This window comes from Modicisalibacter luteus DSM 23508, assembly GCF_000378505.1.
In the GTDB taxonomy this organism is placed as follows: domain Bacteria; phylum Pseudomonadota; class Gammaproteobacteria; order Pseudomonadales; family Halomonadaceae; genus Modicisalibacter; species Modicisalibacter luteus.
In genome coordinates, this window is the sequence record NZ_KB899991.1 from 162976 (window position 1) to 185312 (window position 22337).

General features: G+C 58.1%; 24 protein-coding genes. 16 read left to right on the top strand and 8 right to left on the bottom strand.

Annotated features, from left to right (window positions below):
* From F568_RS0105400 to yidD, 4 genes are all read left to right on the top strand, one after another.
* Entirely contained in the window at window positions 1-963 is a 963-nt protein-coding gene (locus F568_RS0105400; RefSeq protein ID WP_019017690.1) for an alpha-L-glutamate ligase-like protein, read from the top strand.
* A gap of 65 nt (window positions 964-1028) precedes the next feature.
* Window positions 1029-1505 (top strand): transcriptional repressor, encoded by a 477-nt coding sequence (locus tag F568_RS22245; RefSeq protein ID WP_019017691.1) that lies wholly within the window; start codon window positions 1029-1031, stop codon window positions 1503-1505.
* Window positions 1498-1941 (top strand): phosphoribosyl-AMP cyclohydrolase, encoded by a 444-nt coding sequence (gene hisI, locus F568_RS0105410; RefSeq protein WP_019017692.1) that lies wholly within the window; start codon window positions 1498-1500, stop codon window positions 1939-1941. The genes F568_RS22245 and hisI overlap by 8 nt, the downstream gene beginning before the upstream one ends.
* A gap of 3 nt (window positions 1942-1944) precedes the next feature.
* The gene (yidD, locus tag F568_RS24250) at window positions 1945-2217 is read left to right on the top strand and encodes a membrane protein insertion efficiency factor YidD (RefSeq protein ID WP_083932977.1); all 273 of its coding nucleotides are present in this window, start codon (window positions 1945-1947) and stop codon (window positions 2215-2217) included.
* 1 nt (window position 2218) lies between these two features.
* On the opposite strand, the gene F568_RS0105420 is transcribed toward yidD, so the two are convergent.
* The 3 genes from F568_RS0105420 to F568_RS26210 form a co-directional block, all read right to left on the bottom strand.
* A complete protein-coding gene (locus F568_RS0105420) occupies window positions 2219-2644 on the bottom strand; it encodes a SufE family protein (protein WP_019017694.1) in 426 nt (141 codons plus the stop codon).
* Window positions 2645-2717: 73 nt separating this feature from the next.
* The gene (locus tag F568_RS26205; RefSeq protein ID WP_308428011.1) at window positions 2718-3308 is read right to left on the bottom strand and encodes a tyrosine-type recombinase/integrase; all 591 of its coding nucleotides are present in this window, start codon (window positions 3306-3308) and stop codon (window positions 2718-2720) included.
* Window positions 3309-3374: 66 nt separating this feature from the next.
* Complete coding sequence (locus F568_RS26210) at window positions 3375-3932, bottom strand: site-specific integrase (protein ID WP_019017696.1); 558 nt, start codon at window positions 3930-3932, stop codon at window positions 3375-3377.
* A 226-nt stretch (window positions 3933-4158) separates the two neighbouring features.
* On the opposite strand from F568_RS26210, the gene F568_RS0105430 reads away from it, so the two are divergent.
* Complete coding sequence (locus tag F568_RS0105430) at window positions 4159-5124, top strand: DNA-binding protein (RefSeq protein ID WP_019017697.1); 966 nt, start codon at window positions 4159-4161, stop codon at window positions 5122-5124.
* A gap of 83 nt (window positions 5125-5207) precedes the next feature.
* Here F568_RS0105430 and nfuA read toward each other — a convergent pair whose 3' ends face one another.
* On the bottom strand, window positions 5208-5795 hold the full coding sequence (gene nfuA, locus F568_RS0105435; protein ID WP_019017698.1) for a Fe-S biogenesis protein NfuA: 588 nt from the start codon (window positions 5793-5795) through the stop codon (window positions 5208-5210).
* Window positions 5796-6020: 225 nt separating this feature from the next.
* On the opposite strand from nfuA, the gene metH reads away from it, so the two are divergent.
* The 4 genes from metH to F568_RS0105455 all read left to right on the top strand — a co-directional run bounded on the left by metH (window position 6021) and on the right by F568_RS0105455 (window position 13610).
* Entirely contained in the window at window positions 6021-9749 is a 3729-nt protein-coding gene (metH, locus tag F568_RS0105440; protein WP_051087925.1) for a methionine synthase, read from the top strand.
* 82 nt (window positions 9750-9831) lie between these two features.
* Window positions 9832-11157 (top strand): MATE family efflux transporter, encoded by a 1326-nt coding sequence (locus tag F568_RS0105445; RefSeq protein WP_019017700.1) that lies wholly within the window; start codon window positions 9832-9834, stop codon window positions 11155-11157.
* Window positions 11158-11458: 301 nt separating this feature from the next.
* Window positions 11459-13111: a nitrite/sulfite reductase gene (locus F568_RS0105450; protein ID WP_019017701.1), complete on the top strand. Its 1653-nt coding sequence runs from the start codon at window positions 11459-11461 to the stop codon at window positions 13109-13111.
* Window positions 13104-13610 carry a DUF934 domain-containing protein gene (locus F568_RS0105455; RefSeq protein ID WP_019017702.1) on the top strand — a complete coding sequence of 169 codons (507 nt, stop codon included), beginning with the start codon at window positions 13104-13106 and terminating at the stop codon, window positions 13608-13610. The genes F568_RS0105450 and F568_RS0105455 overlap by 8 nt, the downstream gene beginning before the upstream one ends.
* Window positions 13611-13682: 72 nt before the next feature.
* On the opposite strand, the gene smrA is transcribed toward F568_RS0105455, so the two are convergent.
* Window positions 13683-14279: a DNA endonuclease SmrA gene (gene smrA, locus F568_RS0105460; RefSeq protein ID WP_019017703.1), complete on the bottom strand. Its 597-nt coding sequence runs from the start codon at window positions 14277-14279 to the stop codon at window positions 13683-13685.
* A gap of 185 nt (window positions 14280-14464) precedes the next feature.
* Between smrA and arsC the strand changes: the two genes are divergently transcribed.
* From arsC to pdxH, 7 genes are all read left to right on the top strand, one after another.
* Entirely contained in the window at window positions 14465-14818 is a 354-nt protein-coding gene (arsC, locus tag F568_RS0105465; protein WP_019017704.1) for an arsenate reductase (glutaredoxin), read from the top strand.
* A 19-nt stretch (window positions 14819-14837) separates the two neighbouring features.
* Window positions 14838-15458, top strand: coding sequence for an NAD(P)H:quinone oxidoreductase (gene wrbA, locus F568_RS0105470; protein WP_019017705.1), 621 nt, complete (start codon window positions 14838-14840; stop codon window positions 15456-15458).
* Window positions 15458-15853, top strand: a complete 396-nt coding sequence (locus F568_RS0105475; protein WP_026300349.1) for a DUF2069 domain-containing protein — start codon at window positions 15458-15460, stop codon at window positions 15851-15853. Before wrbA ends, F568_RS0105475 begins: the two co-directional genes overlap by 1 nt.
* A gap of 26 nt (window positions 15854-15879) precedes the next feature.
* On the top strand, window positions 15880-17106 hold the full coding sequence (locus F568_RS0105480; RefSeq protein WP_019017707.1) for a hypothetical protein: 1227 nt from the start codon (window positions 15880-15882) through the stop codon (window positions 17104-17106).
* A 92-nt stretch (window positions 17107-17198) separates the two neighbouring features.
* Window positions 17199-17900 (top strand): AzlC family ABC transporter permease, encoded by a 702-nt coding sequence (locus F568_RS0105485; protein ID WP_229804092.1) that lies wholly within the window; start codon window positions 17199-17201, stop codon window positions 17898-17900.
* Entirely contained in the window at window positions 17897-18250 is a 354-nt protein-coding gene (locus F568_RS0105490) for a branched-chain amino acid transporter permease (protein WP_019017709.1), read from the top strand. The genes F568_RS0105485 and F568_RS0105490 overlap by 4 nt, the downstream gene beginning before the upstream one ends.
* Before the next feature lie 72 nt (window positions 18251-18322).
* Window positions 18323-18967 carry a pyridoxamine 5'-phosphate oxidase gene (gene pdxH, locus F568_RS0105495; protein WP_019017710.1) on the top strand — a complete coding sequence of 215 codons (645 nt, stop codon included), beginning with the start codon at window positions 18323-18325 and terminating at the stop codon, window positions 18965-18967.
* 79 nt (window positions 18968-19046) lie between these two features.
* On the opposite strand, the gene F568_RS0105500 is transcribed toward pdxH, so the two are convergent.
* From F568_RS0105500 to F568_RS0105510, 3 genes are all read right to left on the bottom strand, one after another.
* Window positions 19047-19925 (bottom strand): glycine betaine ABC transporter substrate-binding protein, encoded by an 879-nt coding sequence (locus F568_RS0105500; RefSeq protein WP_019017711.1) that lies wholly within the window; start codon window positions 19923-19925, stop codon window positions 19047-19049.
* Between the two features lie 102 nt (window positions 19926-20027).
* Window positions 20028-20870, bottom strand: a complete 843-nt coding sequence (locus F568_RS0105505) for an ABC transporter permease (RefSeq protein WP_019017712.1) — start codon at window positions 20868-20870, stop codon at window positions 20028-20030.
* Window positions 20870-22075, bottom strand: a complete 1206-nt coding sequence (locus F568_RS0105510) for a quaternary amine ABC transporter ATP-binding protein (protein WP_019017713.1) — start codon at window positions 22073-22075, stop codon at window positions 20870-20872. The genes F568_RS0105505 and F568_RS0105510 overlap by 1 nt, the downstream gene beginning before the upstream one ends.
* Window positions 22076-22337: the final 262 nt, after the last annotated feature.

Here is a 22337-nt window from a genome sequence, read left to right on the forward strand (position 1 = left end):
ATGTGGGCCAGTCCGGGAAAACTTAAAGCCAAGGGCATCATCGGCATGAACCGGCGAAACATTCGCTATATCAGCCGGTATAACAGTCGTCATCTGTTTCCGCTGGTGGACGATAAGCTGAAAACCAAGCTGCTGGCCAAGCGATTCGGCATCACGACGCCTGACCTGATCGGTACTGTGACGACCCAGTTCGACGTCAAGCACATCACTGATATGGTCGCCGGACACGGCGGGTTCGCCATCAAGCCGGCCAAGGGCAGTGGTGGCAAGGGTATTTTGGTCATTGAGCATCAGGATGCCGACGGCTATGTGAAGCCCAGCGGGCACCGGTTGCATCGTGAAGATCTTGAACGCCACGTGTCGAATATCCTCTCCGGGCTCTATTCACTGGGTGGCGCTACGGATATTGCTCTGGTGGAGACGCTGATCACATTCGATGAGTTTCTGTCCGAGTATACCTATGAAGGTGTGCCGGATATTCGTGTCATCGTCTTCAAGGGCTATCCGGTGATGGCCATGATGCGCTTATCCACTGCGGCTTCGGACGGCAAGGCTAACCTCCACCAGGGTGCCGTTGGCGTGGGTCTCGACATTGCTACAGGCACGGCCCTACGAGGCGTACAGTTCGATAGGCCGAGGATGGATCATCCCGATACGGGGCACGAACTCGCCAGCCTGCGTATTCCCGACTGGGAAGTCCTGCTCAAGCTGGCAGCCAGTTGCTACGAGATGACGGGGCTGGGCTATCTGGGCACCGACATGGTGCTCGATAGACGGCACGGCCCGATGCTGCTGGAGCTGAATGCCCGCCCGGGGCTAGCGATTCAAATGACAAATGGCGAAGGACTGCGTCCACGCCTCGACCTGATTGAGCGACAGCCCGACGGAGCCAACGTGGAGGCTCGTGTTGCCTTTGCCCGCCATCATTTTGCCCGGCGTGGCGAATTGCAGGTCGCTTCCTGAGCACTCGCCTGGCCGTTGGACGGTCAGGCGCGTAAAATGCCCTTTTCGCCAAGCGACCGAATCGAATGCCGGATACCCGACTTCTGATACAGCAGGCCGAGCGACAATGCCAGCAGCGTGGTGTTCGGTTTACGCCGATCCGCCGCCGAGTGCTGGAGATGATTTCGTCGTCTTCCGGAGGGCTCAAAGCTTATGAATTACTCGATCATTTGACCAGTGAGCACGCCGCAGCAAGGCCCCCCACAGTTTACCGGGCGCTCGATTTCTTGATCGAGCAGGGCTTGGTGCATCGCATCGAGTCTCTCAACGCCTATGTCGCCTGCCCTTGTCCCGAACATACGCATGGATTTCAGCTGCTGATTTGCCGCCATTGCGGACGGGTCGAAGAATTGCACCTTGATGATGTCAATGCGCAGCTGAGCCAGCGTGCCCAGGCCCTAGGGTTTCGGGTTGATCGGCAGACCATTGAATTGCTGGGAAGCTGTGACGCCTGCCGTGAGGGTGTCCAAGAAACCTTAACCGCCGAGAGTCAGCATGAGTGAGCTGTTCAAGTCCCTGGAGGCTGCCCCGTTAGGCACTTGCCGCCCCGTGACGGAAGTTCTGGATGACGTGCGCTGGAATGCCGATGGCTTGATTCCAGCCATTGCCCAGCAGCACGATAGCGGTGAAGTATTGATGATGGCATGGATGAATCGTGAATCGCTGCAGGAAACCTTGCGCACCGGCCGCGTGTGTTATTGGTCGCGTTCGCGGGGCAAGCTGTGGCGCAAGGGAGAGTCATCGGGCCAGGAGCAACACCTGAAACGAGCCCACCTGGATTGCGATGGCGATACCCTGTTGCTTAGGGTCGATCAGACTGGTCCAGCCTGCCATACGGGCAGGCGCAGTTGCTTCTATCTCGCTGTGAGTGCCGAGCAGGCCAATATCGACAGCGAGCCCATGATCGATCCGGCGGAACTGTATTCCGGCAAGCGGTAATCCATGTTACGACGTGTCGCGAGCGCGCTTCTCATCGGCCTGATCCGGCTCTATCAGTATGCTCTTAGCCCACTGCTGGGGCCCCGCTGCCGTTTCTGGCCAAGCTGTTCCCACTATGCGATCGAGGCCGTTCGTGAGCATGGGCCGGCCCGAGGCGGCTGGCTGTCGCTGAAGCGAATTCTCAAGTGCCATCCTTGGCATCCTGGGGGGATCGACCTGGTACCGCCCCGTGATGCCGAAGCCTCAAATACGGATCAAAAGCAGCCCCCACACTGACTTACCCGCCGTTAGCGGTGGTTTCCTGCTCCGCGACGCTATAGATACGCTGCAGCATGGCATGCAGGCCATTTGAGCGTGTCGGCGACAGGTGCTTATCTAGTCCTAGTTCTTCAAGAAAACTGGGGGGGGTGTCGACGATCTCTTCTGGGCTTCTGTCATTGTAGATCCGCATCAGTACGGCAATCAGGCCCGAGACAATGGCAGCATCCGAGGTTGCCTGAAAATGTACTACTTCCTCCCGTCGTTCGTGATGCATCCACACATTCGACTGACAGCCTTGGATCTTCGTTTCCGGCGTTTTCAGTTCGTCGGGAAAGTCCGGTAGTTGCTTGCCCATATCGATAATGTACTGGTATCGATCCATCCAGTTATCGAAAATGTTGAATTCCTCGATCAGCTCGGCCTGGGCGTCTTGTGCGCTCATGTAATCTCCTTGCGGGTCGCTTGGGGCTGCCATTGGCTAGTGCCGTTCAAGCAAGCGTTGAGTTCTAATCGCATTATAACGACTCAGCCCCGGTATCGTCCGCCCTTACGGGGATATTGAGGCGATGGGCTGCAACCTGGCGTTGCCATTCTTCGGCTTCGGCATGCAGATAGCGGGCTGTGGTATCCAGGCGTGCGTGTCGCGCGGTCCTGGCCAGGTAGCGCAGTTCGACACCGGCCTGGGCCTGATGGGTGATCGCTGTATGCCGGAGCCAGTGAGGAGATGCCTTGGCCAATTGGCGGGTCATCGCGGCTATGCCGACCTGCCCTTCCCCTGCGCCTTTCTGGGCCAGATCGTTTGCAGCCTGACAAAAGGCCTCTTTCATCAGGCGGTAGAGCTGATTATCCGTAACTTCGGTTTTGCCATCCAAACGGCACAATAGTGGATGGTCATCGTCGCTGTCCGGCAGAGCCTCGAGCCCCCTTGCGCCTCGCCAGTCAGCAAGCAGAACCAGCATGTCGGGAGGCACGGGGATGCTTGCTAGCTTGCTGCCTTTCCCTACGACACTCCACCACCAGCGCCCCTCCCGATACTGGAAGTCACCCATGCGTGCCTGAGCCATCTCGGCAATACGTGGCGCAAGCAAGTAACCAAAACCAAACACGAACCGACGCCGATGCCAGGCCAGCTGCTGGCGACTGGTGGCTTCCTCGGGATATGGCTGATTGAGCTATTGCCATAGCCAGTCCCAGATTGGCCGCTCTAGATAGCGCTCGATATGTGTCTGGCGATTGTCCATGCGCCGCCGCTTATCTCGCATGAGCCGGAAAGGGTTGTGATTCACCCACCCCGCCTCGACCAGCCAGGCAAAAAGCCCCTGGAGGATAACCAAGCTCTGCCGCCGGCTGGCGGCAGAGAGCGGGCCTCGGAAAGGTCGCCATTGTGGGTGTGAACGAGGCCTGGGTGGGCCAATCCAGCGCTCTACAGGGTGAGGGGCGGCAAGAAATTTCTCGTAGGCTTCCAACCAGCGCCGGTCAACATCCCTCAGACCGAGCCTTTTATCGACAAGCCACAGCATGAGCCTTTCAGCTTCCTTGCGGTAGGCGCGTACCGTCTGCGGGCTGGCTGCGTATTCGGCAAGCCAGTGGCCAACGGCCTCGAAGTCATCTTGTGCCGGTATTCGCGCCGTGGCCGGTTGGGACTGGCCATAGGCAAGCACTCCTGTCTCTCGTTCGCCACGGTATGACTCGAGCGTCGACAGCAACTCGCCGTGCCATTCATCGGACATGCCTCGCCCCTTCTAGCTCTGAATATGGCTATTTTCGGCTGTAAAGCACATATATTCAAGATAAGCCGCGTAATCATGAATAAATGATTTTATTTGATAGTGTAATTACGTACTACGTAATATACGTTATTTTATTCCTCCCCCAGCTAGGCTATGCTCAAAAAATCATGGAAAAATAGATGCTTTATCTGGCCGATAACGGTGGGAACGACCCAAGGAGACAGGCATGGCGCGCAGTGGCGTGCAATACGACGACGTACGTCGGGCAATTGATCGGCTGCTTCAGCAAGGTGAGCCGCCAAGTGTGCAGAAGATTCGTGAGGTGCTCGGCACTGGTAGCTTCACTACCATCAATGAGCATTTCCGGGAGTGGCGGCTACAGCGCGAGGAGAACCGCGACCAACCGCCACTTCAGGCCATTCCCGAGCCGGTAGAGGCTCTGGTCCAGGCGCTCTGGCAGCAGGCCCAGGAAAGCGCCACCGAGGGCTTGGCTCACTACCGCCAGGAAGCCGACAAACGAGTCGAGGATGCCGAAGCTCGGTCCGAGCAGGCCCGACGTGAAGCCGAAGACGCTAGGCAACGCGAGACGGTCCTGGGCGAACAGTTGCGCCAGGCCCAGGAGCGGCTAGAGGATTACAGTGCCAGGATTGCTCGCTTGGAAGCTCAATGCGAAAGCGCTTCGCAGCGGGAGGCTCAGCAGGAGCGACAGATCAAGCAGAGTGAAGATCAGCTACAGCGCTTGCAGGCGGATAACGAGCGGCAAGGCATCGAACACCAGGCTGCCCTGACGCGCAAAAGCGAAGAGTTCCGTGCCCAGCTTAGTCAGGAAGAGCAGCGCCACGAAGCGGCTGAAGCACGTCTCATGACACTGCTTGATAATGCACGCCAGGAGCGGCAGGCGGCTGAAAAGCAGCTGAACCAGCGTCTGGAAACCATGGAAAAACGCGCCAGTGAAGTTGACGGCCGGTTGCAACAGGCCAGGCGCGAACTCAGTGAGGAGCAGGCGTCTCATCGCGAAGCGGAATGGAAGCTTCAGCAGGCCAAGGATCGATTGCACGAAGAGACACTCCGCCGCGAGCGTCTTGAGGAAGCGATTTCCGAGAAGGACGAGGCACTCAAGCAGGTTCGAGAACGTCTGCGCGATGCCGAAGCGCGGCTAGCCAAGGCCCCGCTACCTCCGTTCGTCTACTGAGGAGCCCCCTGTCGTCACCGCTTAACGCAAAGGGCCGCCCTGGGGCGGCCCTTTGCTGTCGCTATCGTGAAGGAGGCGATTGCTCAGTAGTAGGCGTTGGTCGTGTCAGTGTGGTCGGTCACGTCGCGGATGCCCTTGAGTTCGGGAATACGTTCCAGCAAGGTTCTTTCCACGCCTTCCTTGAGCGTCAGATCGACGGCCGCGCACCCTTGGCAGCCACCGCCGAACTGAAGCACGGCAATGTTCTCTTCGGCAACCTGGATGAGTTTGATCTCTCCACCATGTGCCGCCAGGCCCGGGTTGATCTCGCTGTAAAGCACGTAGTTGACACGATCTTCCAGCGGGCTATCAGCATTCACCTTGGGCATCTTGGCGTTCGGCGCCTTGATGGTCAGCTGTCCACCCATGCGGTCTGCATTGAAATCGACGACCGCTTCGTCAAGAAACGGCAGGCTGTGCTTGTCGAGGAAAACGTTGATCTTCTCCAGCTCCAGCTTCTCATCGCTGGGCTCTTCTTCACCCGGACGGCAGTAGGCCAGGCAGGTTTCCGCATACGGCGTGCCCGGCTGGGTAATGAAGATGCGAACGGCGATGCCTTCGACATTCTGCTTGGACAGCAGCTCGGCAAGGTAATCCTGTGCACTGTCGGTAATCTGAATAGTCTGGCTCATGAACTCGACTCATCAGGAAAATTTTGTGACATGGTAAGAAAAATCCCACGGCAACACAATCCTGACTTAAATACTAGGTCTTTCCCGACCGCCCCGCGACAGATGCTTTTCTGGTAGCATAATTACCCATAAGGCTGGCCCGCAGGGCCTCGATCGGCCATTTCCCGATTACCATGAAATGTGCCCGAGCCAAATCGATTTTGTCGTTGGAGATGATCGCTGACCATGGCTGTTGACACACAACTCCCCTCTTCGCTGAAGTGCGTTCCCCTGCCCGAAAATCTAAAGGAGTCGCTTGCTCGCCGGATCCTGGTCCTGGACGGCGGCATGGGGACCATGCTGCAGAATGCCAGGCTGAGCGAAGAGGAGTTTCGTGGCGAGCGGTTTAGTGACTGGCCTTCGCAGCTTCAGGGCAACAACGACCTGCTGGCATTGACCCAGCCCGACCTGGTACGCCGAATTCATCGGGATTATCTCATTGCCGGTGCGGATATCGTCGAGACCAATACATTCAACAGCACGCGTTTGTCGCAGTCCGATTATGGCATGGAAAGCCTGGTCGTCGAGCTCAATCGTGAATCGGCCCGCCTGGCGCGTGAGGTCTGCGACGAAGTGGCCGATGAAACAGGCGTGCCCCGTTATGTGGCCGGTGTGCTCGGGCCAACCAGTCGCACGGCGTCGTTGTCTCCTGACGTGAACGACCCTGCCAAGCGTAATGTGACCTTCGATGCCCTGCGTGAAAACTACTACGAGGCCGCTGAGGCATTGATCGAGGGTGGCGCCGATTTCATTCTGATCGAAACCATCTTCGATACTCTGAACGCCAAGGCGGCTATCTACGCCCTCGAAGAACTTTTCACGGCGCGCGGAACACGCCTGCCGGTGATGATCTCGGGTACGATTACCGACGCCTCGGGACGCACCCTGTCCGGCCAGACTACTGAAGCGTTCTGGAACTCGGTGCGCCACGCTCAACCGATGTCGGTCGGTCTCAACTGTGCCCTCGGTGCCGAGGAACTGCGTCCTTATCTGGAAGAGCTGGCGGCCAAGGCGGATACGTTCGTATCGGCCCACCCCAACGCCGGGCTGCCCAATGAATTCGGTGAGTATGATCAGAGCCCCGAGGAAATGGCGGCTATCGTACGCGATTTCGCCCAGAGCGGGCTGTTCAACATCATTGGCGGCTGCTGCGGTACGACGCCCGAACACATTGCCGCGATTCGCGATGCCGTCGATGGCATCGCCCCGCGCTCGATCCCAGAGCGTCCGCGTGCCTGTCGCCTGTCCGGACTGGAGCCGTTCAATATCGGTGTCGACTCGTTGTTCGTCAACGTCGGTGAACGTACCAACGTAACCGGCTCTGCACGCTTCAAGCGACTGATCAAGGACGAGGACTTCACTACAGCGCTGGAGGTGGCGCTGGAGCAGGTCGAGAACGGCGCCCAGGTCATCGACATCAACATGGACGAAGGGATGCTCGACTCTCAGGAGGCGATGGTCCACTTTCTCAACCTGGTCGCCTCGGAGCCGGACATCTGCCGCGTGCCGATCATGGTCGACTCGTCAAAATGGGAGATTCTCGAGGCCGGCCTGAAGTGCATCCAAGGCAAGGCAGTCGTGAACTCGATCTCGCTAAAGGAAGGGGAAGACGCCTTTCGTAAGCAGGCCATAGCCTGTCGCCGGTTCGGTGCTGCGATTGTGGTCATGGCATTCGACGAGGCCGGCCAGGCCGACACATTCGCCCGCAAGACCGAGATTTGTGAACGCGCCTACCGTCTGCTGGTCGACGAGATCGGCTTCCCGGCCGAGGACATCATTTTCGACCCCAACATTTTCGCCATTGCTACCGGCATCGAGGAACACAACAACTACGCCGTCGACTTCATCGAGGCGACCCAATGGATTCGTGAACATCTCCCGCATGCCATGGTGTCGGGGGGTGTTTCAAACGTGTCGTTCTCGTTCCGTGGTAATAACACGGTACGCGAGGCGATTCATTCGGTGTTCCTCTATCACGCCATCAAGGCCGGACTGAGCATGGGCATCGTCAATGCGGGCCAGTTGGCAGTCTACGATGATCTGCCCGGTGAACTGCGTGACGCCGTCGAGGATGTTGTCCTTAATCGTCGAGAGGACGGCACTGAACGACTGCTCGACCTTGCCGAAAAGTACAAAAGCGACGGCAGCGGCGTGGCTAAGAAAGAAGACCTCGAGTGGCGCAGTTGGCCGGTCGAGAAGCGCATCGAACATGCGCTGGTCAAGGGTGTTACCAGCTTCATCGAGGAAGATACCGAAGAGGCCCGGCAGCGGGCCCAGCGGCCCATCGAGGTTATCGAAGGCCCGCTCATGGATGGCATGAACGTGGTTGGCGACCTGTTCGGAGCCGGCAAGATGTTCTTGCCCCAGGTGGTCAAATCGGCACGCGTCATGAAGCAGGCCGTGGCCTACCTGATTCCCTACATCGAGGCCGAGAAAAGCGAGGATTCCAAAGCCAAAGGCCGAATTGTGATGGCGACCGTCAAGGGCGATGTTCATGATATCGGCAAGAACATCGTTGGCGTGGTCCTGCAGTGCAACAACTATGATGTCATCGACCTTGGCGTCATGGTGCCGGCTGAGAAGATCCTGCAGACTGCTCGAGAAGAGAAGGCCGACATCATCGGCCTGTCAGGGTTGATCACACCATCGCTGGACGAAATGGTCCATGTCGCCAAGGAGATGAAGCGACAGGGCTTCGATATCCCCCTGCTCATCGGCGGTGCCACAACGTCCAAGGCGCACACAGCGGTCAAGATCGAACCACAGTACGACCATCCCGTGATCTACGTCACCGACGCTTCGCGTGCGGTCGGCGTTGCCGGCCGTCTGCTGTCGCCCGGCCTCAAGGAAGCATACGTTGCCGAGATCCGCGATGAGTACGTCAAGGTACGCGAGCGTAACGCCAAGCGCCGTCCCAAGGCAGCCGATGTAAGCTATGCCGAGGCTCGCGAACGGCGCTTCGATCCCGGTTGGTCGGACTATACACCTCCCGTCCCGCAATTTACGGGCATCAAGGTATTCGACGACTACGATCTCGACGAACTCGTCGAACGCATCGACTGGACGCCCTTCTTCATGAGTTGGCAGTTGGCCGGCAAATACCCAAAGATCCTTGATGACGAGGTCGTTGGCGAGGCGGCACGCAACCTGTTCGAGGATGCCCAGGCCATGCTGCGCAAGCTGATCGACGAGAAGCACATCACCGCACGTGGCGTCATCGGCATGTGGCCGGCCAATTGTGTCGACGATGATGTCATTGAGGTATACGCCGACGATAGCCGCGAAACGGTCGTCGAGCGACTCCATCACATCCGCCAGCAGACCTCCAGGAATCGCGATGGTATCTGCTACAGTCTGGCCGACTTCGTTGCACCCAAGACAAGTGGCAAGGCGGACTGGATAGGTGCCTTTGCAGTCACTACCGGCCATGGGGCGGACGAACTTGCCAAGCGCTATGAAGCGGCCGGCGACGATTACAACGCGATCATGGTCAAGGCATTGGCCGATCGACTGGCTGAAGCCTTCGCGGAGCGCATGCACGAGCGAGTACGTAAGGAGTATTGGGGATACGTACCCGACGAGGCATTGGATAACGTCGAGCTGATTGCTGAGAAGTATCAGGGGATACGCCCGGCACCTGGCTATCCGGCTTGCCCGGACCATACCGAGAAAGCCGCCCTTTTCCGCATGCTGCAGGCGGAGGATAATGCCGGGATGACATTGACCGACAGCTTCGCCATGTGGCCGGCCGCTGCGGTGTCGGGCTGGTACTTCTCCCATCCGCAATCGAAATACTTCTCTACCGGGAAAATCACTCGTGACCAGGTCGAAGTGCTAGCCGATCGCAAGCGGATGAGCATCGCGGAACTGGAACGCTGGTTATCGCCGGTGCTGTCTTACGATCCTGACCAGTAATCCGTTGGACCACGGCAACTATCCATACTTGTCGTCCCTGTAAGTTGGCCCGCTCAGGCCGGGCCAACCGCTGAGATCACGCATGCTTTCGGGAAGTTCACGCAGTCAGACCATTCTCAAGCTGGCTCTGCCGATCATTGGCGCCATGCTTTCCCAGAGTCTGATCAACCTTATCGACGCCGCACTGGTCGGGGCCTTGGGCGAAGTAGCCCTCGCCGGTGTCGGCCTCGGCGGTTATATGATGTTTTTGGCGACCGCCCTGGTATTTGGCCTGTCGTCCAGCGTCCAGGCACAAACGGCCCGTCGGCATGGTGAGGACAACCCGGAACAGCGTGCCATTGCGCTCCATGCCGGCTTGCTGATCGCCCTGTTCGTGGCGCTGCCCTTGACGATGCTATGCCTGTGGCAGGCGCCCCGCCTGTTGGAGCTGATAACTCAACAGGCCAATGTCCAGGCTATTGCCGTCGACTATTTTCGCTGGCGAGTCATCGGGCTAGTGTCTATCGCCATGATTTTCTGCTTTCGGGGATTCTGGAACGGTATCCAGCGTACCGGCATATACCTGCGCATTATCCTGACCACGCATGCCATCAACGTAGTGACCAGTGTCTGTCTGATCTATGGGATTGGCCTGCCCCGCCTGGGAGCGCCCGGAGCCGGAGCCGGCACCGCATTCGCCCTGTTCTGCGGGTTGGCAATGTGGGCGTTTTATAGCCGCTGTTATATCGGTCCCGGTGCAGATGCCTGGCAATGGCCGACTCGCAAGGGACTGCTCACGACGTTACGCCTGGCGATTCCCCACTCGATGCAACAGGTGTGGTTTGCTGGGGGGTATGCCGTGCTGTTCTGGATCCTTGGGCTGATCGGTACCGCTAGCGTGGCGGTGGGACACGTGCTGGTCAACCTGTCGCTGTTGCTTATCCTGCCTGGCGTCGGCCTAGGGCTCGCGGCGATGAGCCTGGTAGGCCAGGCCCTGGGGCGGGAGACGCCAGAGGATGCCCATCGCTGGGGGTGGGACGTGGTTCATGTCGCATGGGCTTGCCTGGCCCTGCTGGCATTGCCGATGTTGCTGTTTCCTGACGCCATTCTTCAATTGTTTCTGCACGATGCCGATCTGCTGGCTATCGGACGGCTGCCCCTGCAACTGACGGCAATCATGATCGTGCTGGATGCGGCCGCCATTGTGCTGGGGCAGGCATTGCTCGGTGCCGGCGCCAACCGCACGGTCATGGCGGTTACCCTATGTTCCCAATGGCTGATTTTCCTGCCCCTGGCCTGGTGGATCGGGGCGGTACAAGATTACGGCCTTATCGGGGTCTGGTGGGTCCAGCTGGGTTACCGCTGCCTGAACTCGCTGTGGTTCGTACTCATCTGGCAGCGTCGCCGTTGGCAGATGGTAAGCCTCTAGCCACATGAAACGCATATTCTATGCACCATATTTAGCCCCCTCAGTGCAGCCATCTGGAGGGCCTACCTGTCATTCGCGTCATTCGGTATCATTAGCGACTATCTGTAAGCTCGGTTTCTCGTGCTTGCCCTCTATCGGTTCCATACCGAATTGGATATGCCGGACCATGAACAGCCGAGCCTGTAATAACGTTAATGTTAAAAACTATGCCTATTTATTCTTTCATAGAATAAACGAAACGGAGTATGGTCTGTGCCACGGCATAGATCCCATTTCGCCCTGACTAGCAGGACACGCCTGTATGTATCGGTACGACACCTACGATCAGACGCTCGTAGACGAACGCGTCGCACAATTCCGTGACCAGATGGACCGCTACCTGGCGGGACGGCTGAGCGAAGAAGAATTCCGCCCCTTGCGCCTGCAGAATGGCCTGTACATCCAGCGTCATGCTCCCATGCTGCGTATCGCCATTCCCTACGGCATGTTATCCAGCAAGCAGCTACGCACGCTGGCTGACGTCACTCGGCGTTATGACCGTGGCTACGGTCATTTCACGACGCGTCAGAACCTGCAGCTCAACTGGCCGAAGCTCGAGGATGTCCCTGAGATTCTGGCCGAACTGGCCAAGGTGCAGATGCATGCCATCCAGACCAGTGGTAACTGCATTCGTAACACCACGAGCGATCAATTCGCCGGTATCGCCAAGGATGAGGTAGAGGATCCTCGCCCGTGGTGCGAACTGATTCGCCAGTGGTCTACCCTACACCCAGAGTTTGCCTACCTCCCGCGCAAGTTCAAGATTGCCGTCACTGGTGCGGATCACGACCGGGCCGCGATACAAGTGCACGATATCGGTGTACGCCTGTGGCATAACGACAAGGGGGAACTGCGCGCGCGCGTTCTGGCCGGCGGCGGCCTGGGCCGTACCCCCATGATCGGTGACGTGGTGCGTGAGGATCTGCCCTGGCAGCACCTGCTGACCTATCTCGAGGCCTGTGTCCGCGTTTATAACCAGTTCGGCCGTCGCGACAACAAGTTCAAGGCGCGTATCAAGATTCTGGTCAAGGCGCTGGGCATCGAGGAGTATCGTCGTCGTGTCGAGGAAGAATGGTCGCATCTCAAGGATGGACCTCAGACCCTGACCCAGGCGGCAGTCGAGGCTGCCAAGGCTCACTTCCCGGAGCCGAACCGTCGCGAAGTCAGCGAGGCAGCCATCGCAGCGTACGAGCAACTGCGTCAGAACGATCGCGCTTTCGCGCGCTTCGTGACCAATAACGTTACCGATCATGTGGTGCCCGGCTATAAAGCCGTCACGCTTTCCCTCAAGCGACGCGAACATGCCCCAGGCGACGTTACGGCCGATCAGATGGATGCCATCGCCGATTTGGCGGACGTGTTCAGCTTCGGCGAGATGCGTGTAACACATGAGCAGAACCTTGTGCTTTCCGATGTGCCCGTCGACGAGATCCAGGCGCTGTGGGACAAGCTGCAGGAACTGGGCATGGCCAACCCCACGGTAGGTACGCTCAGCGATATAATCTGCTGCCCCGGTGGCGACTACTGCTCGCTGGCAAATGCTGTGTCGATCCCCATTGCCCAAGCCATTCAGGAGCGTTTTGAGGACCTGGATTTCCTTTACGATCTTGGCCCTCTGGATCTCAATATCTCTGGGTGCATGAATGCCTGCGGCCATCACCACGTGGGTAATATCGGTATTCTGGGTGTCGACAAGAAGGGCGAGGAGTATTACCAGGTATCTCTGGGCGGCAACTCTCGAGATGATGCGTCGCTAGGCAAGATTCTTGGTCCCTCCTTCTATCGTGAGGATGTACCTACCGTCATCGACAAGGTACTCCAAGTCTACGTCGAGCAGCGCCATGACGATGAACACTTCCTCGACACCTATCGCCGCATCGGGATCAAGCCCTTCAAGGAGCGGGTGTATGCATAACGGCCAACCGGAAACCACGCTGATCAAGCTGGGTCAGCCTGAAAAGGATACCTGGAGCTTGTGCCGCGACGAGGACGGGCTCCCCGAGGTGCGTCCAGCCATCGTTCCGCTATCGGTATGGCAGCAGCATATTGACGAAACGGATCTTGCCCCGTGGCTCCCTAGCGATACCGAGTTGAGCCCGGCCTTGGCCGAGGAACTCACCAAGGCTCCACTCGTTGCCATCGACTTTCCCGCATTCACGGACGGGCGCGGGTATACCCTGGCCCGCCTGCTGCGTGAGCGGTATGGCTTTACGAGCGAGATCCGTGCGATTGGCGACGTCCTGGTCGACCAGTTGTTCTACATGACGCGCTGTGGTTTCGATGCGCTGGCGTTACGTGAAGATCAGCACCTGGACGATGCCCTGCGTGCCCTCGGGGCATTCAGCGTCAGTTATCAGCCTGGTGTCGACATCAAGGAAGCGATGTTTGAGCGTCGCCTGCGTGAAGCGACCTGAGCAAGCCTAGCGACAGGCTGAACAAGTGACAGCGCCGCCCATTCGGGCGGCGCTGTTGCATTACCGTTCCATTCAACCGCGTCGCTTTTGTTGAACCTCCCGGTTACGCGCCCTTGCCCGCTCCGACTTGCGTAGCATGACGTAAGTTGCACCAATTCCACCGTGGGCCGGTTGTGCCGATGCATAAGCCTGCACTTCCTCGAACTGCATCAGCCATTTGGCGACATAGGAACGCACTACGTTGGCATGACTGTCCACGGCCTTACCCCGCCCATGCACGACGAGCAGGCTGCGTAAGTCGTGCGCGATAGCGTCCTGAATGAAGGAGAACAGTTCGCTACGGCAAGTCCGTACGGGCTGCTTGAGTAGGTGCAAGCGTGCCTCGGGAGGGTAGCCACCTTGGCGCAGGCGGTCGAGAACGCCGGTTTGTATACCGTTGCGTCGAAACTCGATGGGATCATGCTCGGGTAACAGATCCACAAACTCGTCACTGAGAAAGTTACTTGAGGAAGTTTCCTCTTCGGCGCTGGCGCGGCGGGCCAGTTGCGCTTCACTCGGCGAGCGGGGCGTCGCGGTGATATCGGCCTTGTCGCGCCCCTTGGATAGGGGTTTGACGTCGTTTCCCATCAGGCTGCCAAAATCGAGGTTCTGTTCCAGGCATTGGTTCATGCAGCGCCCTCCCGCAGATGTCTAAGTACTACACACTATCAGGCGCGATGATAATTCACTCAAGCTTTAACCCGTCGCGCACTCGTGGCTATGAGACAGCCGTTGCGTTGTGGAGTGCCATCGTATCGGCTTAGAATGTTTGCAATCATCTGAAAAAACGATACTTTCCTAAGGACATCGGTGGCATGGCTGCTTTGATTCTTTACCACAATCCCCGCTGCTCCAAATCACGCGAGGCATTGGCTCTGCTCACGGCGCATGACGTTGACATCCAGGTGCGTCGCTACCTGGACGATCCACTGGACTTAGAGGAATTACGTTCCTTGGCTGCGCGTCTGGATGCGCCGGTGGCCTCCATGGTCCGTAGCAACGAAGCGGAATGGAAGGCGCTGAGCCTCAGCGAACCGGATGACGAAGCCTGCCTCTCCGCTATTGCCAAGCACCCGCGTCTATTGCAGCGGCCTATTCTGGACCGTGGTGACCGAGCCGTGATCGGCCGTTCGCCAGAAGCGATCCTTACCCTTCTCGACAGCAAGTGAATCCCAGCCTGGAGTCACGATGAGCCTTTCCCGCCCTTATGTCCTGGTCCTCTACTATTCCCGTTTTGGTGCAACACGCGCCCTGGCCGAACAGATAGCTGCCGGCGTTGAAGAGATCGCTGGCATGGACGCACGACTGCGTACCGTGCCACCTGTATCCACGACCTGCGAATCGGTTGATCCTGATATTCCTGGGGAGGGTGCCATTTATGCCTCGCTGGAGGATCTCAGGCAATGTGCTGGACTAGCGATCGGCAGTCCGACCCGCTTTGGTAATATGGCAGCACCGCTGAAGTATTTCATCGATGGAACCAGCGAGCTCTGGCTCAACGGGGCGTTAATCGACAAGCCTGCAACGGCATTCACTTCCACCGCTAGCCTGCATGGCGGCCAAGAAGCCACGTTACTCACCATGCTCATTCCTCTGCTCCACCAAGGAATGGTCTATGCCGGTGTGCCTTATAGTGAAAATGGGCTGGTAGCTACAAGCAGTGGCGGTACGCCCTACGGAACCAGCCATGTCGCCGGGGAGCGCAGCGATCGCAATGTCGACGACATCGAACGTTCGCTGGCACGGGCCCAAGGACGCAGAGTGGCGCGTCTGGCCATGGCGCTCCGCCCCCTTCGCGAGGGGGCATGATGCGCGCAGCACTGGAACGGCTGGAAAAGCGCCACGGGCTGGATCGTTTGACCCAGCTTTCTCGGCAAGGTGTCGTTATCAGTTATGGCTTGTTGATCGCCCTGCTGTTGCTGGGTGGCCTACAATTGCAGGCACAGAGCGATAGCGGGCTGATGCCCATGCTGGTGCGCATTCTGCCCCTGATTCTGTTTCTTCCTTCGATAGTGACACAGCGGCCTCGCGGCCATGCCTGGATGGCGTTCGTGAGCCTGCTGTATTTCATGCAAGGAGTGATGATCGCCGCCTTGCCGGACAAGGCCTGGCTGGGTTCGCTCGAGGTCCTGGCCAGCCTCGCTCTGTTCGTCTCCAGCATGTTCTTTGCCCGCTGGCGCAGTCGGCAACTTGCCGGCTCGTGAGGTATTCAAGCGCCCTTATTCTCTCCATGCTGGTACTCAGCGTTGCCAGCAATCTGTTGGGGTGGCCGATGTGGCCGGCTGCAGTGCTGAGCTGGCTCGCCACCTTGCGGTTGGGGCGGCAACTACCCCGCACTTCACGGCGCCAAGCCCTGTTGCTGGGTGGGGCAGGCGTTCTTTTCTGGGTAGTGGCGCTGGTTCGCGATACGCCGAACCCGCTCGTTTCCGCGATCGTGATCAACCAACCATTACTGATGATGTTTGCCGGGGTCAGCTTCCTCTCGCTGGCGACACCCAGCGAAAAGGCAACGTCTACTCAACAACAGCAAGGTAGCCTGCTGGGTACCTTGTTTGGGGTTCATTTCTTCGGTGCGGTCATCAATCTATCGGCACTGTTCCTGTTCGGCGATCGCATGCAGCGTCGCGGCCAACTCAACAAACAGCAGATGATCGTATTGGGACGAGCCTTTCCCGCCGCGGCGGCTTGGTCGCCGTTCTTCGTCGCCATGGGGGTAGCGCTGACTTATGCGCCGGGGCTTGATTTCCTGTCGCTACTGCCTTGGGGACTGACTGCTGCCGCCTTGTTGCTGGGCCTGGTCGCGCTGGATGCCTATCGGGTCGGCGAAGAATTCATTGGTTACCCGCTCAACGCGAATGCATTGATCTTGCCTTGCACTCTCGCCCTTTCGGTCGTTCTGATTCATCATTGGTGGCCCGATCTAACGATCCCGCTGATTATCAGCATCGTCTCGCCCATCTCCGCCATCCTGCTCATGTCGAATGCAGACCGTATTGGCCGTTTACTTCATCAATGCAATGACGGCTTGCCAAGGTTAGCTCCTCAGTTCGCGCTGTTCCTGGCTGCCGGCGTACTATCCAGTGGGCTGGCAGCCATGTTGGCAAGCTGGCCGGGTGGTCCGGTCCTGCCGTTTTCCGAGTTCGGAGAATGGCATGCCTGGGTTTTGCTGGGCGTCATCGTAGTGCTGGCGTTTGTCGGTATTCATCCACTGGTTGGCGTCACTACGCTTGCCCCCCTGTTGGCGCCGCTGTCCCCCGACCCGACACTGCTTGGCATGATGTTTCTTATGGGTTGGGCGCTGGGGACCGGCAGCAGCCCGTTATCCGGTAGCAACCTGGCGCTAAGCGTACGTTATAACGTCAAGGCCAAGGACATTATGCGTTGGAACCTGCCCTATGCCGTGTCCGGCTGGTTGCTCTGCGGCGCGGTGTTTGCCGCACATGATTGGCTGGCATGAACCGCCCGGGACGATGAAATCCCTGCCTCAACGACAGCATTAACGCATATTCGTTTATCATGGACGCTTGCCAGGTAATCAGGAAAGCGCTCGTGTCTTTACGTGTCAGAGACTGGCGGGACGCCATGCTACAGACCGTCCCGGTCATGTTCGGCTATCTACCCTTGGGAGCTGCGTTCGGCATCCTTTTCATGCAATTGGGCCATCCCTGGTGGGGTGCCCTACTGATGTCGCTTTTCATCTATGCAGGCGCCGGGCAGTTTCTTGCCGTCACGTTGCTGGCCAATCATGCCGGGTTACTGGAAGTTGCCGTAGCCACGTTCATGCTCAATTCACGGCACCTTTTTTATGGGCTTTCCCTGATCAAGCGCTTCCAGGGAGCCGGGTGGCGCAAGCCTTACTTGATCTTCGCGCTGACCGACGAGACCTATTCACTATTGACCAGTCAGCAGCAAACGGACCCGAGCCATCACGACCACGCCACAGCCTGGCGCATCAGTGCATTGAACCAACTGTGGTGGGTACTTGGCACGATCGCCGGTGCGCTGGCCGGCGCTACATTGGAATTCGATAGTCGAGGCATCGAGTTTGCGCTGACGGCACTCTTCATCGTGCTGACTCTGGAACAAGCCCGGCGCCTGCGCAGAGCCCTACCCTTTCTCATTGCGCTGGTCGTCGGCCTGGCGGCCATTGTGTTGCTTCCCGATCGTCACTTGCTGCTAGGTGCAATTGGCGCCACAAGCCTGATACTGCTCGCGCATTACTATGGATTGGTCAGGGGAGGCCGGGTATGAGTGAGACTATGCTGTTGCTAACCATCGTGGTGTGTGCCTTGGCAACATTTGCGACACGCGTCCTGCCGTTCGTGGCCCTGTCACGACATGCCGAGCATCCATTGATTCTGCATCTTGGGCGGTATTTGCCTCCGGCGGTCATGCTTATCCTGGTGCTTTATGCGCTGCGAGATTTTCGCCCGCTGGCAGACGGAAGCCTGAACGGAGGAGAAAATGGCTTTCCGCTGGTTGTTGCGTCTATCACCGTGGCGGTCTTGCACCTCTGGCGACGCAATGCCCTGCTTTCGATCATCGGTGGGACCGGGCTCTACATGGCAATGATCCAGTTGGGTTGGCTCGTGCCAAGCTGAACCGAATATACAATCATCTTGAGCCCAACGCCGACAGCGGCGAAGATGAAGGGAAAACGTCAGGAGAGCGCCATGATTCACGACATTGCCGATGTCCGACGCAATTACACAGGGGATAGCCTGGATACGTCGACATCCCCCGAGACACCGCTGCCGCTGTTTCAGGATTGGCTGGCACGCGCTCTGGAAACGGAGCCTTATGATGCCAATGCCATGACGCTGGCTACCGTCGATAGCCAAGGGCTACCACATGCCAGAGTCGTGCTGCTCAAAGGGCTCGATGACGAAGGCTTCGTATTCTATACCAACTACCAAAGCCATAAAGGTAGCGAACTGGCTAACGTGCCGCACGCTGCCCTGGTGTTCTGGTGGCCCACCGTCCAGCGCCAAGTACGCATCGAAGGCCGGGTACGGCAGATCGAAGCCCAAGAGTCGGAAGACTACTTCCACAGCCGCCCACGCAACAGTCAGTTAAGTGCCTGGATCTCGCAGCAAAGCGTGGAGATTCCCGACCGGAGCTGGCTGGAAGAGCGAAAGCATCGCTTCGAGCAGGTTTACGATGGTCAGCCGGTCAAACGCCCGAACCACTGGGGGGGATATCGCATCGAACCGACGATGATCGAGTTCTGGCAAGGCCAGGAGGACCGGCTGCACGATCGACTTCGTTACAGCCGTCATGAAGGTCATGGCTGGTTGAAGGTGCGTCTGGCCCCTTGATGCCTAGCAGTACCGCCAACGAAGAACGCCCGACCTGATGGCCGGGCGTAGCTTACTCGTTTAGCCAAAAGGAAGCGGGTTATTCCCCGAGCCATCCGGACACGATGTCCTGATTCTCTTTAACCCACTGTTTGGCGTTTTCGTAGGGATCGCTTCCCTCTTCCTGATTCATCAGCATGACCTCCCCCATCTGCTCGGGCGTCCAGGAGAAGTTATCCAGGAGAGCATACACTTCCGGCATGTCTTCCTTGAGTCCCTGGCGAGCGATGGTATTGATCTGCTCGGCACCACCATAGACGTTCTTGGGGTCGTCGAGATACTTCAGATCCCAACGAGCGAACATCCAATGCGGCGTCCAGCCGGCCACGACGACATCTTCCTCGTTATTGATAGCGGCTTGTAAGGCAGCGGTCATCGTCGCTCCGCTGCCTGACTGCAACTCAATAGCGTCTTGCAGGCCATATTCGTCTATCACTTCTTCGGTCAGCCCCATTAGGCCAGCGCCGGGATCGATGCCGATAATTTCGCCGTTGATGGTATCGGCTTTGTCATCCAGCTGATCAATGGAAGTGATATCGGTGTAGGCGGGTACCACGAGACCGAGCTTGGTGCCATCCAAGTTTGGCCCCAGGTCGGTCACCTGATCCTTGGTCTGTTCATAGTAGTTTTCGTGTGTAGTCGGCAGCCATGCCGCCACCATGGCGTCGGCATCACCGTAAGCCACCGCCTGCCACATTGCAGCGGCAGACAGAGAAGACATGTCCACCTCGTAGCCCATCTGCTCAAGGACAGCGCGAACCACATTGGTTGAGGCCACTTCGGAAGCCCACTCCACGTAAGCCAGCTCGACCGTTCCCTTGTCCTGTGCCTGAGCCGTACCGGCGGCGAAACCGATGCCGGCTACCATCAAGACAGAGCCGTAGCGAACGGCGCGAGATAGAGCGTTTATCGTTTTCATCACTTTCCCCTTCTGGATGACATTGGTCGAGTCACCGGCCGACAGGCGACCGACACCCGCGTATACCGGCCTGAAAGCAGGCCGGGCCTGACAGGCGTTGTTTTATTTCGCCCTTTTGGTCTTGCGTAGAGCCTGGGTCAGGCGGTCCAGGATCATGGCCAAGATCACTACTGCAATCCCGGCCTCGAAGCCATCACCCGGGCGCAGGCGCTGGATAGCTTTCCAGACCTCGTTGCCGAGCCCGTCGGCACCGATCATGGCAGCTATGACGACCATTGACAGGGCCAGCATGATGGTCTGGTTGATGCCAGCCATGATGGTCGGCAATGAGAGCGGCAGCTGAACCTTGATCAGCTTCTGGCTACGTGTCGAGCCAAAGGCATCCGCCGCTTCGACCAAATCCTTGGGAACCTGGCGAATGCCCAGTGTCGTGAAACGTATTGCCGGCGGCATGGAAAAGATAACCGTGGCAAAAATGGCCGAGACGGAACCGATACCGAAAAAAGGAATCGCCGGGATCAGGTAGACGAAGGCCGGCATGGTCTGCATGAAATCGAGTACCGGCATGATCAGGCTGTAGAACCGGTCGGACACTGCAGCGAGAATCCCGAGCGGTAACGCGATGACCACTGCGACGATCGTAGCGATCACGACCAGAGTCAGCGACTCGATCATCGGATCCCAAAGCCCCAGATTCCAGATCAGCAGCAGGCCGAGCACCGAGCCGATGGCCAGGCGAGCGCCTGACAGCCTCCAGCATAACAGGGCGACCAGCGCCATGAGTGCCCATTCGGGCAACCACATTAGGGCATCGTTCAAGGCATTGATGCCAGTCTGAGTGAAACGTGAGATACCACGTGTCACTATCGAATATTCAGAGGTGAGAAAGTCGAGCCCGCCTTCGATCCAGTCGCCCAGCGGAATACGAGGAATATCTATAGCCATCAGTGTTCTCCTGCTTCAGCCAGTTCCGCCAGTACGGCACCCTTAACCACAACGCCGAGCAATCTCTGATCCTCATCGACGACAGCGATCGGAAAGCTTTTCTCGGTGAACATAGCGAACAGGTTGTGTAGCGGCTCGTCCGGGCCGACGCGTGGGAAGTCGTCGCTGATCAGGCCCTCCATTGTATTCTTGCCTTCGCGCGCTGCGCGATTGGCGACCTCGGCTTCGATCAGGCCGACCAGTTTGCGCTCGCGACTTGTGACATAGATGGAATCAAGACTGTTCTCGCTGAGCTTGTGCAGCACAGTCCTGGGGCCGTCATCGATCTTGGCCGTTGCCCGCACTGGGCGCATGGCATGAGCTGCGGTCAGCACGCGTGACATGTCAACGCCTTCGATGAAGCGTGCAACGTAGTCATCGGCGGGTTGGGTCAGGATCTCCTCAGGCGTACCGATCTGCACGATCTCGCCATCCTTGAGAAGGATGATGCGATCACCGATATTGAGCGCTTCATCCAGGTCATGCGTGATGAAAATGGTAGTCTTCTTCATGCGATGCTGGAGTTCGAGCAGCTCCTGCTGCATATCCTTGCGGATGAGTGGATCGAGTGCCGAAAATGCCTCGTCCATGAGCAGAACGGTCGAGTCATTGGCCAAGGCGCGAGCCAGGCCGACACGCTGCTGCATACCCCCCGAAAGCTGGCTGGGGTAAGCGTCTTCCCACCCATCCAGACCGACCTGCTTGAGTGCGGCAGCTGCCTTCTGAGCACGCTCGGCCTTGTCGACTCCCCGGATTTCCAGGCCATACTCGGCGTTTAGCTGTACGGTTCGGTGCGGGAACAACGCAAAATGCTGAAAGACCATCGAGAAGTGACGACGACGACATTCAAGCAGTTCCTTGTCACTGAGCTTGGGAATGTTTTCGCCACCGATGATGATATCCCCTTCGGTCGGCTCGATAAGCCGGTTAAGGCAGCGGATCAGGGTCGACTTGCCGGAGCCGGACAGGCCCATAATGACAAGTAACTCCCCTTCCTTGACGTCGAAACTGATATTGGAAAGGCCCAACGTCTGGCCGGTCTTTTCGAGAATCTCGGGGCGCTTGAGTCCTTGATCACGTAGCTCAAGCGCTTTCTTCGGCTGATTGCCAAAGACCTTGCTCAGGCCGCGCACCTGAATCTTGGTCTGTTGCGTATTGTCGCTCATCGGCTTGTCCGTATGTCGCCCATCGGTTCCTGTCGACGGCGTGCCCGGTTCGGGTCAATCGCTGAACCATAGCGCAGTGCGATGCTTTCACGCCGTGACAATAATAAATCGTTATAGGTTGGCAATCATACGTTTTTATTCAAGGCTGGGCAAATCAGCTATGCTGATGATTGATCAACGGTTCAATAACCCATGCCGGTCACCATGGGCTTCAGGGGCCGTTTTGACGCACTCGATTCAAGGCGATGTGGCAGATTTTCGA